General features: G+C 56.9%; 15 protein-coding genes. 10 read left to right on the top strand and 5 right to left on the bottom strand.

The genetic code is table 11. The features are described from left to right. Position 1: 1 nt before the first annotated feature. The gene (locus tag HBM95_10415; protein ID NIH43344.1) at positions 2-1,177 is read right to left on the bottom strand and encodes an efflux RND transporter periplasmic adaptor subunit; all 1,176 of its coding nucleotides are present in this window, start codon (positions 1,175-1,177) and stop codon (positions 2-4) included. A gap of 333 nt (positions 1,178-1,510) precedes the next feature. Between HBM95_10415 and HBM95_10410 the strand changes: the two genes are divergently transcribed. After that, the gene (locus tag HBM95_10410; GenBank protein ID NIH43343.1) at positions 1,511-1,864 is read left to right on the top strand and encodes a helix-turn-helix domain-containing protein; all 354 of its coding nucleotides are present in this window, start codon (positions 1,511-1,513) and stop codon (positions 1,862-1,864) included. Positions 1,865-1,932: 68 nt separating this feature from the next. Next, positions 1,933-2,250 (top strand): YebG family protein, encoded by a 318-nt coding sequence (locus HBM95_10405; GenBank protein ID NIH43342.1) that lies wholly within the window; start codon positions 1,933-1,935, stop codon positions 2,248-2,250. Positions 2,251-2,331: 81 nt separating this feature from the next. On the opposite strand, the gene HBM95_10400 is transcribed toward HBM95_10405, so the two are convergent. Next, positions 2,332-3,009, bottom strand: a complete 678-nt coding sequence (locus HBM95_10400) for a type A chloramphenicol O-acetyltransferase (GenBank protein ID NIH43341.1) — start codon at positions 3,007-3,009, stop codon at positions 2,332-2,334. A 251-nt stretch (positions 3,010-3,260) separates the two neighbouring features. Here HBM95_10400 and HBM95_10395 point away from each other — a divergent pair, with 251 nt between their 5' ends. From HBM95_10395 to clcB, 7 genes are all read left to right on the top strand, one after another. After that, positions 3,261-3,884 (top strand): glutathione S-transferase family protein, encoded by a 624-nt coding sequence (locus HBM95_10395; GenBank protein ID NIH43340.1) that lies wholly within the window; start codon positions 3,261-3,263, stop codon positions 3,882-3,884. A gap of 155 nt (positions 3,885-4,039) precedes the next feature. Next, positions 4,040-4,783, top strand: coding sequence for a DUF1275 domain-containing protein (locus HBM95_10390; GenBank protein ID NIH43339.1), 744 nt, complete (start codon positions 4,040-4,042; stop codon positions 4,781-4,783). A 270-nt stretch (positions 4,784-5,053) separates the two neighbouring features. Continuing rightward, on the top strand, positions 5,054-5,764 hold the full coding sequence (gene osmY, locus HBM95_10385) for an osmoprotectant ABC transporter permease OsmY (GenBank protein NIH43338.1): 711 nt from the start codon (positions 5,054-5,056) through the stop codon (positions 5,762-5,764). 18 nt (positions 5,765-5,782) lie between these two features. Next, a complete protein-coding gene (gene osmX, locus HBM95_10380) occupies positions 5,783-6,682 on the top strand; it encodes an osmoprotectant ABC transporter substrate-binding protein OsmX (protein NIH43337.1) in 900 nt (299 codons plus the stop codon). A gap of 8 nt (positions 6,683-6,690) precedes the next feature. Further along, positions 6,691-7,338, top strand: a complete 648-nt coding sequence (gene osmW / locus HBM95_10375; protein ID NIH43336.1) for an osmoprotectant ABC transporter permease OsmW — start codon at positions 6,691-6,693, stop codon at positions 7,336-7,338. Beyond that, positions 7,338-8,486, top strand: coding sequence for an osmoprotectant ABC transporter ATP-binding protein OsmV (osmV, locus tag HBM95_10370; protein ID NIH43335.1), 1,149 nt, complete (start codon positions 7,338-7,340; stop codon positions 8,484-8,486). Before osmW ends, osmV begins: the two co-directional genes overlap by 1 nt. Before the next feature lie 102 nt (positions 8,487-8,588). Next, positions 8,589-9,899 (top strand): voltage-gated ClC-type chloride channel ClcB, encoded by a 1,311-nt coding sequence (clcB, locus tag HBM95_10365; GenBank protein NIH43334.1) that lies wholly within the window; start codon positions 8,589-8,591, stop codon positions 9,897-9,899. Here clcB and bioD read toward each other — a convergent pair. From bioD to HBM95_10350, 3 genes are all read right to left on the bottom strand, one after another. Beyond that, positions 9,834-10,529, bottom strand: coding sequence for an ATP-dependent dethiobiotin synthetase BioD (gene bioD / locus HBM95_10360; protein NIH43333.1), 696 nt, complete (start codon positions 10,527-10,529; stop codon positions 9,834-9,836). The two genes, clcB and bioD, sit on opposite strands and share 66 nt — an antisense overlap. A 130-nt stretch (positions 10,530-10,659) precedes the next feature. Beyond that, positions 10,660-11,880: an ROK family transcriptional regulator gene (locus HBM95_10355; protein NIH43332.1), complete on the bottom strand. Its 1,221-nt coding sequence runs from the start codon at positions 11,878-11,880 to the stop codon at positions 10,660-10,662. A 129-nt stretch (positions 11,881-12,009) separates the two neighbouring features. Continuing rightward, entirely contained in the window at positions 12,010-12,906 is an 897-nt protein-coding gene (locus HBM95_10350) for a LysR family transcriptional regulator (GenBank protein ID NIH43331.1), read from the bottom strand. A gap of 121 nt (positions 12,907-13,027) precedes the next feature. Here HBM95_10350 and HBM95_10345 point away from each other — a divergent pair, with 121 nt between their 5' ends. Continuing rightward, a complete protein-coding gene (locus HBM95_10345) occupies positions 13,028-14,281 on the top strand; it encodes an MFS transporter (protein NIH43330.1) in 1,254 nt (417 codons plus the stop codon). Positions 14,282-14,348 lie beyond the last annotated feature (67 nt).

The raw sequence follows: 14,348 nt of genomic DNA, 5'->3' as shown, positions 1-14,348 counted from the left end.
ATCAGTTGAGGGCGGCGCTGGCGGTCATGGCGACGGTTTTCGCGTTCACCGGCATACCCGGCATAAACACTTTTTGTAAACCGTCGACGATGACTTTATCGCCAGGTTTCAGCCCCTGCTGCACGATGCGTAAACCGTCGGCCAGACGCCCCGGCGTAATATCGCGACGCTGCGCTTTGCCCTCTTTATCCACGATATAGACATACTTGCGATCCTGGTCAGTCAGCACCGCTTTGTCGTCGATAAGCATCGCCTGGAATTCTGCGCTGCCCGGCAGGCGAACGCGGGCAAAGAGCCCCGGCGTGAACTGACGCTGCGCGTTATCCAGCAGCGCGCGCATGCGGATCGTACCGGTACTCGGCGTGAGCTGATTATCCAGGAAATCCACTTTACCCTGATGGGGGTAGCCCTCCTCGCCGGCAAGGCCGATCTCAACCGGTAGCGCCGTATGATGGCTGGACGCCCCCTGCCCGCTGCGCGCCAGATTTTGATAGTGAAGATAGGTTGACTCATCCACGTCAAAGTAGACGTAAACCGTCTTTTGCGAGACAAGCGTGGTGAGTACACTGGCGCTGTCGCCCGCGGAGACCAGATTGCCGCTGGTGATTAACGCCCTGCTGGCGCGGCCATCAATAGGTGCCGTCACTTTGGTAAAGTCGAGATTCAGCTGCGCGGCGTCGACCGCAGCCTGGGCTGCGCGAATATCGGCCTGTGCCTGGATGGCGGCCGAACGGCGCTGCTCCCACTCTTCACGGGATACCAGGTTGGTATTGATTAATTTATCGGTACGGTTAGCCTCGCTTCGCGCCAGGCTGGCCTGCGTTTTGGCCCTTTCCAGCGTTGCCTGCGCCTGCTCCAGCGCGGCGCGATAGGTTCGGTCGTCAATCGTGAACAGCACCTCGCCCTTTTTCACTTCCTGGCCGTCGGTGAAATTCACTTTGTCGATGTAGCCAGAGACGCGGGGGCGAAGCTGCACGCTTTCCACAGCTTCAATCCGGCCGTTAAAGCTATCCCACTGGCTAATGGATTTCACAACCACGTCAGCAGCATTGACGGCGGGCGCGGGCGGCGCGGCGTTTTGCGCGACGCTGTCATCACATCCGACGAGCAGCACGGAGAGCAGCATCGCTCCCAGCGCATTCAGATGATAGTTTCCCCAGGTTTTTTGCAGGCTCATTATTTTTATTCCGGTAATTGTAGCCGCCGGGCAAGACGCAGCGGGAGGCGCCGCGCCACTTCCTTTGTCCGGGCTGGCTTAAGGCCATTTGTGTCGTTCATCGCCACAAAACTGTAACAGTTTCGAATACACTATCGCGGCGATTGTAGGAATGCGCCTAACTAAGTGCAAGAATAATTGTTGCACTTTATGTGCTATTTGCGTCGACGATAAAAGGCCCGTTTCGGGCAAGGATTTAAATGCAACAATAAAACTTGCAATTACCGTAAAACCAGGCCACCTTAAAGTGCAACAGACAAAGATACTTTTCTATCGCTGCGTGGGGGAAACCTGATGAACACTGGCGCATTTATGCATGATTTACTCGACTGGATCGATAACAACCTCGACAGTCGCCTGGACATTGAGACCGTCTCCAGACGCTCCGGCTATTCGAAATGGCACCTCCAGCGCCTGTTCAAAGAGCACACGGGCTACCCCCTCGCCGGATATATTCGCGCGCAAAAGCTGCAAAAATCGGTTGAACGCTTAGCCCACAGCGATGAGCCTATCCTGAACGTGGCAATCGCGCTCGGTTTTGACTCTCAGCAGTCCTTCAACCGCAGCTTTAAGCGTCAATACGGCCAGGCTCCGGGCGCATGGCGACGCAGTATCGGCAGCCGTGAAACCCAGCCGATGCACCAGTAGTCACTTTTTACTGCAACATCATCCCGGATCTGTTATACTGTATATAAATACAGTATGAGAGGTGCGTGATGGCTGTTGAAATAAAATATGTTGTCGTAAGAAAAGGTGAAGAGAAAATGACATTTGCCAGTAAGAAAGAGGCTGACGCTCACGACAAGCTGCTCGATATGGCAGACGCGTTCACCGACTGGCTGTTGCAAAGCGGAATGCAGATGGATGAAAACCAGGCTGAAGATCTTGGTCTGTATCTCGCCGAGCAGAAAGAGACCGTGCAGCATATTCTGCGCACCAGCAAGCTCCCTGCTCCCGATGCCCCAACGGCTGACGATAAAGCCGAGCCAGCTGAAGCTGACAGTAAAAAAATCAGAGCGGTAAAAGCTGCCTGATCGCCACATCGTCACCGAGCCTGACGCCGTAAGCAGCATGCTGCTTGCGGCTTTTTTTTATTAACGTCAGCGCCTGGCGCATCACGCACCGGATTGCGCCGAGTGGCACGGCATGGCATCGATCATCGCCTGTAGCTCATTGTACAGTCTTGCCACATGGAAACCATCGCACACGGAATGATGAACCTGAACGGCGAGGGGCAATAATACTTTGCCATCTTGTTCGTAGTATTTTCCAAGCGTAAACATAGGGGCAAAAAAGTTCTTCATGTGCGCAACGTTGACGTTAAAGCTGGTAAAACTTACCCAGGGAATACCTGATATGAAAAAGATATTCTCCCGGGATTCTTCTTTAGGCCAATAAGAAAAATTATTACCGTAGCGTGCAATGTCTTCAGTATAGGTGTTCTGGAAGTGCTGAATATTGCCATCGTAATGGCTCCATAATGATGAAAAGGTCTCTGTTTCATTATGGAAAATGGTATAGTTTGGATGGACTTCGTTCCATATAATAAGCTCATTGTCCTTCATAGCCATACGGAACTCCGGATGACTGTTGACGATTTTCGAAATGAGAAAAATAATAGTCGGGTAAAATTTCCAGCCAACCGCTTTGATATGTTTTAACAGCGCAGTAATATCAATTAAAACCGTCTGATTAAATGTCGATTGAGCAAAGCCCTGAAATATCTCAAAATGTTCTTTCCTTGCCCAACGAGATAAGTCAACGGACGTATATTCAGGGGTTATTTTTTCCATTTCTAAGCCTTTAATGAGCAAGCATATCTCTGATGTTAGCCTAAATTTTTTCCCTGCATTAAGCAAGCAGGCGCCTCTGGAGAAAACGGCGCGGAATAATCCACATTACGCACCCTGAAGACGTAACGTTTCCGCTTAAAACACGCTGACCTGCCCGTACAGAGCACTCCTCACTCAATATTACCCCTCCCTCTTCGCGCAAAGGGTGTATTGTTTTTAAATGATTAATCCCACTGAAGAGAAGCGGCGTCATGATTAACATCCTCGGTAAAACCACCTCCATCAACGTTCGTAAAGTGCTCTGGACCTGTGAAGAAGCGGGCATCCCTTATCTGCAGGAAGACTACGGCAGCGGTTTTGCCTCAACAGAAACGGATGACTTCCGCGCGCTGAACCCCAACGCCATGGTGCCGGTGCTGATGGATGACGATTTCGTGCTGTGGGAGTCCAACGCCATCTGCCGCTATCTGGTGCGCAAGGCCGGACGTCACGATCTGCTGCCTGCAGAGCCGCAGGCCTGCGCCAACGTTGAGCGCTGGATGGACTGGCAGGCAACTGAATTCAATAACGCCTGGCGCTATGTCTTCCCGGCGCTGGGACGAAAAAACCCGGACTTTAACGACCCTGCGCGCATTGCGGCGGGAATAAAAGAGTGGAACCACTGCATCACCATTCTGGAAAACCAGCTGCAGCGCACCGGGGCCTTTGCGGCGGGAGAGACGTTTACCCTTGCGGACGTGGTGCTTGGGCTGTCGGTGAATCGCTGGAAGATGACGCCGTTTGACAAGCCCGACGTGCCGGCGATTGAGGCCTGGTTTGAACGTCTTAACCAGCGCCCGGCGTTTTTGCGTCACGGCAATAACGGCATGATATAAAGTATTTACGCCCCCACCTTGAGCAAGGATATTTTATTTAATTACTAAACCCTGATTGGCGTCAGAGGGAATAATAATTAAGCCATATCCTGGACAGCCCGTTGCACCGCTTTGCTAGCCTGACTATTCAGGCAAAGCTCAACCCGGAGGTATTCTTGCTGATTAGACTCAAGAAAGAACGAACGCATAAGGAGGATCGCCGGCTTGCTCTCTGGCTGGCGACCTCGGCAGGTTTACTGAACGCCATCGCCCTTGGGGCGTTTGGCTTCTTCCCCTCTCACATGACCGGCAACACCTCACAATTATCCAGCGAAGTCTCCTCCACCGATCTGAGCGATATCATTTTCTTTGGCTCGATCATTCTCTCCTTTGTTGCAGGTGCAATCCTTGCGCGTCTCATTGTGTTATGGGGGATTATCCATAATATCCGGCTGGTTTTTTGCCAAATCCTATTCGTCGAGGGGATATTATTGACCGGCGTATCTCTCTACGAAATGTATTTCCACGCCCTCACGAGCAACCGCGAGATTATTATTTTCCTGTGCGGCCTGATGGGCATTCATAATTCGACCTCGACGCAGCTCTCCGGAGGGCGGGTAAGATCGACGCACATTACCGGCACCCTGACGGATGCGGGAATATCACTGGCCTCCGTGCTGGTGGCGATGCTTCGCAGGGATTACTCGAAAGATACCGCAGCGCAAAAAAGTCAGCTCAAGACCCACTTAACCACCCTTTTCTCGTTTATTACGGGCGGTATCGCGGGGCTGCTGCTGTTCAGGTGGATTGGGTTTAACGCCATGCTGGCGCTGGGACTGATGCTCGCGATTGTTGCCATTTTTTCTATCATTAGCATCTCGGTTCGCGTTCGCCGGGTTCGAGCCTCCCTCTGTAAATAACGATGACATCGGCGTAAGGGCCCTATAATTTGTGACACTGTCACTTGTACAAATTCGCTTTAGGACTATTCTGCCTGGCACGCAACCAGCCCTTACGCCGTAAGGCTTTAATTAAGGTTGTCACTAATTTCATAGGGTTACTGATTTCCCCCCTTCGCTGGAACCCTTCCCAAACGCTTGCTATAGCTCAATTACCCCCTGCCGAAACATGGCATAACAACAGGCAACCGGTGGTTGCTATAACGCATGCGCACAGGGAGACACACCGCAATGCACCCATTACTCAAACGTTCGCTGCTGTTTGTCGGCGCCATTATCGTGGTCCTCGCCCTCCTCGTCTGGGGTATTGGGCTTGAGACAATCAAGACGCGCCAGGTTGACCTGATTTACCTCGGGCAACAGCACATGATTCTGGTTTTCTCCTCGATGTTTTTTGCCCTGCTGGTGGGCATTCCGGCCGGGATTCTGCTGAGCCGCCCGGCCGCGCGGGGCGTCGCCGAATATGTGATGCAAATCTTCAACGTCGGCAACACCCTGCCCCCGCTGGCGGTGCTGGCGCTGGCGATGGTGGTGATTGGCATCGGCGATACGCCTGCCATCATCGCCCTGTTCCTCGCCTCGCTGCTGCCGATAGTGCGCAATACCTACGCCGGTCTGTGCTCGGTCCCTGCGTCGCTGCTGGAAGCGGCAAATGGGATTGGGATGACCAAATGGCAGCGCCTGCGCCAGGTTGAACTGCCCAACGCATGGCCGGTCATGCTCTCGGGGATCCGCATCGCCACGGCCATTAACGTCGGTACCGCGCCGCTGGCCTTCCTGATTGGCGCCAGCAGCTACGGCGAGCTGATTTTCCCGGGCATTTACCTGAACGATTTCCCGACCCTGATCCTCGGCGCGGCGGCCACCGCTCTGTTCGCCCTGATCCTCGACACCCTGCTGGCCGCGCTGGGTCGCGTGATGAGCCCCCATCTCGCTCGATAACAATAACAAGGAGCTTCTATGAGACTGTTTTCCAGCCTGACGGCGCTGTGTGCCGCGGCGCTGTTCACCGGCCAGGCGATGGCAGCCCCGCTGATTCTGGCGACCAAGAGCTTTACCGAGCAGCACATTCTCTCGGCGATGACCGTGCAGTACCTGCAAAAAAAAGGCTTCCAGGTTCAGCCAAAAACCAATATCGCCACGGTGATCTCCCGCAACGCGATGATCAACAAGCAGATTGATATGACGTGGGAGTACACCGGTACGTCGTTGATCATCTTCAACCACATCAATAAGCGCATGTCGCCTCAGGAATCTTACGAGACGGTGAAGCGCCTCGACGCGAAGCACGGTCTGGTCTGGCTCAACCCCGCCGACATGAACAACACCTATGCCTTCGCCATGCAGCGCAAGCGCGCCGAGGCGGAGCATATCAACACTATGTCGGAGATGGTGGCGAAGATTGAGCAGATCCGTAAAACCAACCCGGACAAAAACTGGCTGCTGGGCTTAGACCTCGAATTTGCCGGGCGCAGCGACGGCATGAAGCCCCTGCAGCAGGCCTATAAGATGGATCTGGACCGCCCGCAAATCCGCCAGATGGACCCCGGCCTGGTCTATAACGCAGTGCGCGACGGCTTCGTTGACGCCGGCCTGGTATACACCACCGACGGGCGCGTGAAAGGATTCGACCTGAAGGTGCTTGAGGATGATAAAGGCTTCTTCCCGAGCTACGCGGTCACCCCGGTGGTGCGTAAGGACACCCTGGAGGCCAATCCCGGTCTGGAAGAGGCGCTCAATACCCTCTCTGCCCAGCTCAACAACGACGTTATTACCGAGCTGAACAAAAAGGTGGATATCGACCATCAGTCACCGCAGCAGGTCGCCCGCGATTTCCTGCGTAGCAAACAGCTGCTGTAGGAGGCGCTATGGATACCGTTCACTACATTCTGGACAACTGGGACTATCTGTTAACCCTGACGCTGCAGCATCTGTGGCTGGTGGCGCTGGCCGTGGGCTTAGCGATTCTCATCGGCGTCCCGCTGGGCATTCTGATTGTCCGCCACAAGTGGCTGGCGACGCCGGTGCTGGGGATAGCCACCATCGTGCTGACCATTCCATCTATCGCGCTGTTTGGCCTGATGATCCCGCTGTTTTCGCTGATCGGTCAGGGGATTGGCGCCCTGCCCGCCATTACGGCGGTGTTTCTTTACTCGCTGCTGCCGATTGTGCGTAACACCCACACGGCGCTCGACAGCCTGCCGCCGGGCCTGCGCGAAGCCGGACGCGGCATTGGCATGACGTTCTGGCAACGTCTGCGCTGGGTGGAAATTCCGATGGCGCTGCCGGTGATTTTCGGCGGGATCCGCACCGCCGTGGTAATGAACATCGGCGTGATGGCAATCGCCGCCGTGATTGGCGCGGGTGGGCTGGGCCTTCTGCTGCTTAACGGCATCGGCGGAAGCGATATTCGCATGCTGATTGCGGGCGCGTTGATGATTTGTCTTTTAGCGATTGTACTCGACTGGCTGCTGCACCGTCTGCAGGTGGTTCTGACTCCGAAGGGGATTCGATAATGATAAAACTGGAAAACCTCACCAAACAATTTTCACAGAAGCACGGCCAGACCTTTAAGGCCGTCGATAACGTCAACCTGAACGTGCCTGAAGGGGAAATGTGCGTCCTGCTCGGCCCGTCCGGCTGCGGGAAAACCACCACCCTGAAGATGATTAACCGCCTCATCACCCCAAGCAGCGGGAACATCCTGATTAACGGCGAGGACACCAGCGGGATGGACACCGTGACCCTGCGCCGCAACATCGGCTACGTGATCCAGCAGATTGGCCTGTTCCCGAACATGACCATTGAAGAGAACATCACCGTCGTGCCGCGCATGCTGGGCTGGGATAAAGCGCGCTGCAAAACCCGCGCCGAAGAGCTGATGGACATGGTGGCGATGGATCCGCACAAGTTCCTTCACCGCTATCCGCGCGAGATGTCCGGCGGCCAGCAGCAGCGTATCGGCGTCATCCGCGCCCTGGCGGCGGATCCTCCGGTACTGCTGATGGATGAACCGTTCGGCGCGGTGGACCCGATCAACCGCGAGGTGATCCAGAACCAGTTTCTGGAGATGCAGCGCAAGCTGAAAAAAACCGTCATGCTGGTGAGCCACGATATCGACGAAGCTCTGAAGCTCGGCGACCGTATTGCGGTGTTCCGTCAGGGGAAAATCGTGCAGTGCGCCAGCCCGGATGAACTGCTGGCGAAACCGGCGAATGAGTTTGTCGGCTCGTTTGTCGGTCAGGACCGTACGCTGAAGCGCCTGCTGCTGGTCTCCGCGGGAGACGTCACCGACCAGCAGCCGACCATTACGGTGCGGGGCTCTACTCCGCTTCCCGAAGCTTTTGCGACCATGGATGATAATGATATTCGTGCCGTTACGGTGGTCGACGAGCACGGCAAACCGCTGGGCTTTGTGAAGCGTCGCGAAGCGCGTAACGCCAGCGGCACCTGTGCCGACATCCTGCATCCGTTCCGCATGACCGGCAAGGCCGAGGACAACCTGCGCGTGGTGCTTTCCCGTCTGTATGAGAGTAATACCAGCTGGATGCCGATCGTGGATGAGGACGGGCGCTATAACGGCGAGATTTCGCAGGACTATATTGCCGAGTACCTGAGCTCCGGGCGTACGCGTCGGGCGCTGAATATTCATAGCGACAGCTAACCTTTCTGGCCGGGCATCGCCCGGCTTTTTCGCACGCAGACCTTTTGCTAACCCCGCGTTTTCCCGCCACAATATCGTATCGTTCCCGTTAAAACGCGACCCATGCAACGTCTTCATACCTACCCCGACATCCGCGCGATGTTTCGCCGACTGCTGATTGCCACCGTAACCGGCGTGCTGGCCGCGCTGGCCGTTGCGGCGTTCCGCCACAGCATGTTCCTGCTGGAGTGGCTACTTCTGAGCAACGACAGCGGCAGCCTGGTGAATGCCGCCGCGTCGCTCTCACCCTGGCGACGCGCGCTAACGCCTGCGCTTGGAGGGCTGGCTGCCGGACTGCTGCTCTGGGGATGGCAGCGCCTGACCGCCCAGCGTCCCCACGCCCCGACCGATTATATGGAAGCGCTGGAGACCGGCGACGGTCAGTTTGACTACGGCGCCAGCCTCGTTAAATCCCTTGCTTCGCTGCTGGTCGTTGCCAGCGGAAGCGCCATCGGCCGGGAAGGTGCGATGATCCTGCTTGCCGCCCTCGCCGCCTCCTTTTTCGCCCGTCGTTTTACGCCCAAATCGGAATGGAAGCTCTGGATCGCCTGTGGCGCCGCCGCCGGGATGGCCAGCGCCTACCATGCACCGTTAGCCGGAAGCCTGTTCATCGCTGAGATTCTGTTTGGCACGCTGATGCTGGCCTCGCTCGGTCCGGTGGTGATTGCGGCGGTGGTGGCGCTTCTCACCACGCAGCTTCTGGCTCCGGGCGCCGGTACGCTCTACGTGGTCCATCTGAGCGGCATTCTCACCGCGGCCGATTATGCCCTGCTGGTCGCCATGGGCCTGCTGGCGGGTCTCTGCGGGCCACTGCTGATGTGGCTGATGGCCTTCAGCCACGGACTTTTCCTGCGCCTCAGGCTTTCGCCACCGTGGCAGCTGGCGCTTGGTGGCTTGATCGTCGGGCTGCTGTCTCTACTGACGCCGAAGGTGTGGGGGAATGGCTACAGCGTGGTTCAGGCTTTTCTGCTCGCGCCGCCGCTGCTGTCGGTGATTGCCGGGGTGTTCATCTGTAAGCTGCTGGCGGTACTGGCGAGCAGCGGTTCGGGCGCGCCGGGCGGGGTGTTTACGCCCACGCTGTTTGTCGGCATGGCAACGGGGATGCTGTTCGCGCAGCTGTTCGCGCTATGGCTGCCGGGCTCTGAGACGGCGATTCTGCTGGGGCTGGCAGGAATGGCGACGCTACTTGCCGCGACCACGCATGCGCCCATTATGTCGGCGCTGATGGTCAGTGAAATGACCGGGCAATATTTTTTACTGCCCGGTTTACTGGTCGCCTGCGTGATGGCGTCCGTGCTGTCGCGGACGTTACGCCACGACTCGATCTACGGTCAACACGCCACCGAGGGCAGAGAGATCGATGTACTGCGCTAGCTCGCGCTGCTCGGCGCGCGGCAGATAAGGCAGCTCGCCCACCAGCGGGCCAGGCAGCTTGGCGCTCAGCACGTCGATGATTTCAGCGTAGTGCGCGAGGCCCGGATTAATGCGGTTTGCCACCCAGCCAATCAGCGGCAGGCCGTCATTGGCAATCGCCTGCGCCGTCAGCAGCGCATGGTTGATGCACCCTTCCTGAATACCCACTACCATCACCACCGGCAGTTGCTCCTGCACGACCCATTCGGAGAGCGGGCGCAGGTCATTCATCAGGCTGCGCCAGCCGCCCGTGCCTTCCACCACCACGTGATCGACCTGCTCGCTCAGGTTCGCCAGCCCGTCGGACAACAGGGAGTAGTTAATCAGGCCGCTGTGCGCCACGCTGCTCTCCTCTTCGCTTAACGCAATGGGATTAACCGCGTGATAAGGCAGTTCCAGCGACGAGACGCTTTGCAGCACCAGGGCGTCTTTATTACGCAATCCCTCTGGCGTCTCTTTACTCCCTTTTGCGACCGGTTTGAACCCTGCAACGCGTCTACCGCTTGCTGCCAGCGCCTGCAGCAACGCGCGGGATACGACGGTCTTGCCGACAGAGGTATCTGTACCAGTAACAAAGAAACGCTTAAGCATGACTCACTCCACCTCTTGGGTATGCTTCGAAAATATAAACCAGGTAAATAATTCAGTGGAGGAAGTCTACGGGATGCGTGCGCTACCCGGCTTGAGATAGCGCAATTTTTCTTACATCTGCAAAAAAGAGTTAACCCTGTAACAGGCGGATAAGCAGCGAGCCGTTGTACATAGCATCTTTGACCAGCGCCGCACCGGCCATCGTTCCCTGGTTGGAAAACTGGGTGCTTTCTACCGCAATATTTTTGCTGTAGGCGGGAAGCGACTGCTGCTGAATACAGGCCGTAATCGCCGGAAAAAGGATCTCCGCCGCCTGGCTGAGCGGTGAGCCAATCAGGATTTTTTGCGGGTTAAAGAGGTTCACCATGATAGCCAGAATGCGGCCAACGTTATTCCCCACTCCGGTAATGATGTCCTTCGCCAGCAGATCGCCCTGGCGCGCGGCGGCGCAGAGCGAGTCCACCGTTAAGGGCTGGCCGTGAAGCGAGGAGCTCATGGACTGGCTGAGCCGGACCTGCGCCAGTTCCAGCACGCTTTCCACGCTGGCAATCGTCTCCAGACAGCCGTGGTTCCCACAGTAGCAGCGCTTACCGTACGGGTCGACCTGGGTGTGGCCGATTTCCACCAGGCTGCTGCTGCCGGCGTGGAGAAGACGACCGTCGGTGATCACCCCCGCCCCGACGTTATGGTCGATGACCACCTGAATGACATCCCGCGCACCGCGAGACGCGCCAAACAGCGCTTCCGCCATCGTCCAGGCGCTAATGTCGTGCTGAATATAGACCGGCACGCCGGTATGGTTTTTCAGCACCTCACCCAGCGGCATCTCTTTGACGTCGTCGTAAAACGGCATGCGGTGCACAATGCCGTTTTCGGTATCAATAATTCCCGGCATGGTGATGGCAATCGCCGTCAGGCGCTCAAGCCGCTGCTGATGGCGGATAAAGAAGCGATCGATGTGCGAGACAATCGCGTCAAGGAGCGGTTCCTCGGCATTGAGCGGTAGCTCAAGCCGGTCTTCCACCACCAGCTTGCTGCTGAGATCGCGCAGCGCAAGGAAGATCTCTCCGCGACTGATGCGCAGTGAGAGGTAGTGCCAGGCTTCCGTCTCAACTACCAGCCCGACCGCCGGACGGCCACGGCTGCCCGGCTCCTGAATTTCCGTCTCCTGAACCAGGTGCGCTTCCAGCATTTCGCGGACAATCTTGGTGATACTGGCAGGTGCCAGCTGTGCCAGGCGCGACAGATCGATACGCGAAACCGGACCAAGCTGATCAATCAGGCGATACACCGCGCCAGCATTGGTCTGCTTAATCTGATCAATATGCCCTGGCTGACTATCAGCAACCACCTCGTACTCCCTTATTTTCGAGCTTCGAAATAAACTATTGGCTATGGTGAAGCACTTCCATGGGTGTCGTCAAATATTTACTTAGCCATGTGATTTACCGCACATTTTTACCCGTTTTCCCGGAAAAAATCAGGCTGCGGAGGCCTGGATTAACTGCTGTTTGAAGCGCTGCGCAGCATGACTCTGTTCACGATGTTTTGACCACACCAGCCACATCTCCGAAACGGCATCCTCTTCGGCAATGGCAACCCAGCGCATTTCGCGCAGCTGTACCCGCTTAAAGGAGGCCGGGAGTATCGACACGCCCAGCCCGGCGGCGACCAGGCCAATAATGGTCATCGCCTCTCCCACTTCCTGGGTAATGACCGGCGCCAGATCGTAGCGGCGCATCAGCCCCAGAATATCGTCATACAGACCCGTTCCGACCTGCGGGTCAAAAAAGACAAACGGCTCTTTTGCCAGCTCTGCCAGCGAGACCGCCGGACGCGACGCCAGCGGGTGATCGAGCGGGATCATGGCCATCAGCGGTTCGCGCAGGATCACCTCCCACGCCAGCGTGTCCGGCAGCTGGGTATTACGCATCAGCCCCAGATCGAGCGCACCTTCATTCAGCGGCGCAATCTGCTCGCGGGTATTAATTTCGCGCGTCTGAATATGCACATCCGGAAAATGACGGCGGAATGACGAGAGCGTCTGCGAGACGGCGCTGATGAACGGCGCGGACGAGGTAAACCCGATTCGCAGCTCTCCGGCTTCCCCGAGATAAAGCCGTTCCGCGCGAGCGGCGGCGTCATCAACCATGCTCAGGATTTGTCGGCTGTCGATAAGAAACTGCTTCCCCGCCGCCGTGAGGCTCACGCTGCGGTTGGTGCGGGCCAGAAGGCGCGCCCCGACCTGCTGTTCCAGGATCTGAATCTGCTGGCTTAAGGGTGGCTGAGAGATATTCAGCCGCGCCGCCGCGCGACCAAAATGCAGCTCCTCAGCGACGGCGACAAAGTAGCGAAGATGACGCAGCTCGATATTCATATTTTTAAGGTATCATTTGAGATTATTAATATATTAGACAGAATATTTACATTTTCCTACCCTGAACAGGTGGTCATACCCGTCACCCGAAATCACGGGGATGTTTAAGCAAGGAAACTGTGTGAGTCGTACAACTACTATTGATATCGATCCGGCAAGAGATATCAATGATTTACCCGCAGCACCGCAGCCGGTCCAGTTCATTAAACGTGGTACCCCCCAGTTTATGCGCGTCACGCTGGCGCTCTTCTCCGCCGGTCTGGCAACATTTGCCCTGCTCTATTGCGTTCAGCCGATCCTGCCCGTTCTCTCTCATGAGTTTGGCGTATCGCCTGCCAGCAGCAGCGTTTCACTGTCTGTTTCTACCGGCATGCTGGCGATTGGCCTGCTCTTTACCGGGCCGCTGTCCGACGCCATTGGCCGTAAACCGGTGATGGTAACCGCCCTGATGCTGGCCTCGGTCTGCACGTTACTCTCGACCATGATGACCAGCTGGCACGGTATTCTGGTGATGCGCGCGCTGATTGGGCTCTCGCTCAGCGGCGTGGCGGCGGTCGGAATGACCTACCTCAGCGAGGAGATCCACCCGAGCTTTGTTGCCTTCTCGATGGGGCTCTACATCAGCGGGAACTCGATTGGCGGCATGAGCGGACGCCTGCTGAGCGGGGTCTTCACGGATTTCTTTAACTGGCGTATTGCGCTGGCGGTAATCGGGTGTTTTGCGCTGGCATCAGCCCTGATGTTCTGGAAAATCCTGCCGGAATCGCGCCATTTCCGCCCGACCTCTCTGCGGCCGAAAACGCTGTTTATCAACTTCCGCCTGCACTGGCGCGACAAAGGTTTACCGCGACTGTTTCTGATGGGATTCCTGCTGATGGGCTCCTTCGTGACGCTGTTTAACTATATTGGCTATCGCCTGATGCTCTCGCCGTGGCATCTGAATCAGGCCGTTGTGGGTTTGCTTTCCGTGGCCTATCTCACTGGCACGTGGAGCTCGCCGAAAGCCGGGGCGATGACCGCACGCTTCGGCCGAGGCCCGGTGATGCTCTTCTTCACGGCGGTGATGCTGGTCGGCCTGCTGCTGACGCTCTTCTCCTCTCTGTGGCTGATTTTTGCCGGAATGCTGCTCTTCTCCGCAGGGTTCTTCGCCGCACACTCGGTCGCCAGCAGCTGGATTGGCCCGCGCGCGCGTCGCGCCAAAGGGCAGGCATCGTCGCTGTATCTGTTTAGCTATTACCTGGGTTCCAGCATCGCCGGGACCCTCGGGGGCGTGTTCTGGCATCACTACGGCTGGAACGGCGTGGGCGGGTTTATCGCGCTGATGCTGTGCGCTGCGCTGCTGGTGGGAGCAAGTCTTCATAAACGTCTGAGATAATAAGCCTGCGGGCTGATGCCCGGTAGATGAGCGATCCCGATAAACGGCACCAGCGTACTGGTGCCGT

The organism is Enterobacter asburiae (assembly GCA_011754535.1).
Lineage (GTDB): Bacteria > Pseudomonadota > Gammaproteobacteria > Enterobacterales > Enterobacteriaceae > Enterobacter > Enterobacter cloacae_N.
The sequence above is the reverse complement of the archived record's forward strand: the minus strand, read 5'-3'. Positions and strand labels throughout refer to the sequence as shown.

Coding starts and splice junctions, on each gene's coding strand:
- HBM95_10415 (NIH43344.1), bottom strand. CDS start 1,177: ATGAGCCTGCAAAAAACCTGGGGAAACTATCATCTGAATGCGCTGGGA.
- HBM95_10410 (NIH43343.1), top strand. CDS start 1,511: ATGAACACTGGCGCATTTATGCATGATTTACTCGACTGGATCGATAAC.
- HBM95_10405 (NIH43342.1), top strand. CDS start 1,933: ATGGCTGTTGAAATAAAATATGTTGTCGTAAGAAAAGGTGAAGAGAAA.
- HBM95_10400 (NIH43341.1), bottom strand. CDS start 3,009: ATGGAAAAAATAACCCCTGAATATACGTCCGTTGACTTATCTCGTTGG.
- HBM95_10395 (NIH43340.1), top strand. CDS start 3,261: ATGATTAACATCCTCGGTAAAACCACCTCCATCAACGTTCGTAAAGTG.
- osmY (NIH43338.1), top strand. CDS start 5,054: ATGCACCCATTACTCAAACGTTCGCTGCTGTTTGTCGGCGCCATTATC.
- osmX (NIH43337.1), top strand. CDS start 5,783: ATGAGACTGTTTTCCAGCCTGACGGCGCTGTGTGCCGCGGCGCTGTTC.
- osmW (NIH43336.1), top strand. CDS start 6,691: ATGGATACCGTTCACTACATTCTGGACAACTGGGACTATCTGTTAACC.
- osmV (NIH43335.1), top strand. CDS start 7,338: ATGATAAAACTGGAAAACCTCACCAAACAATTTTCACAGAAGCACGGC.
- clcB (NIH43334.1), top strand. CDS start 8,589: ATGCAACGTCTTCATACCTACCCCGACATCCGCGCGATGTTTCGCCGA.
- bioD (NIH43333.1), bottom strand. CDS start 10,529: ATGCTTAAGCGTTTCTTTGTTACTGGTACAGATACCTCTGTCGGCAAG.
- HBM95_10350 (NIH43331.1), bottom strand. CDS start 12,906: ATGAATATCGAGCTGCGTCATCTTCGCTACTTTGTCGCCGTCGCTGAG.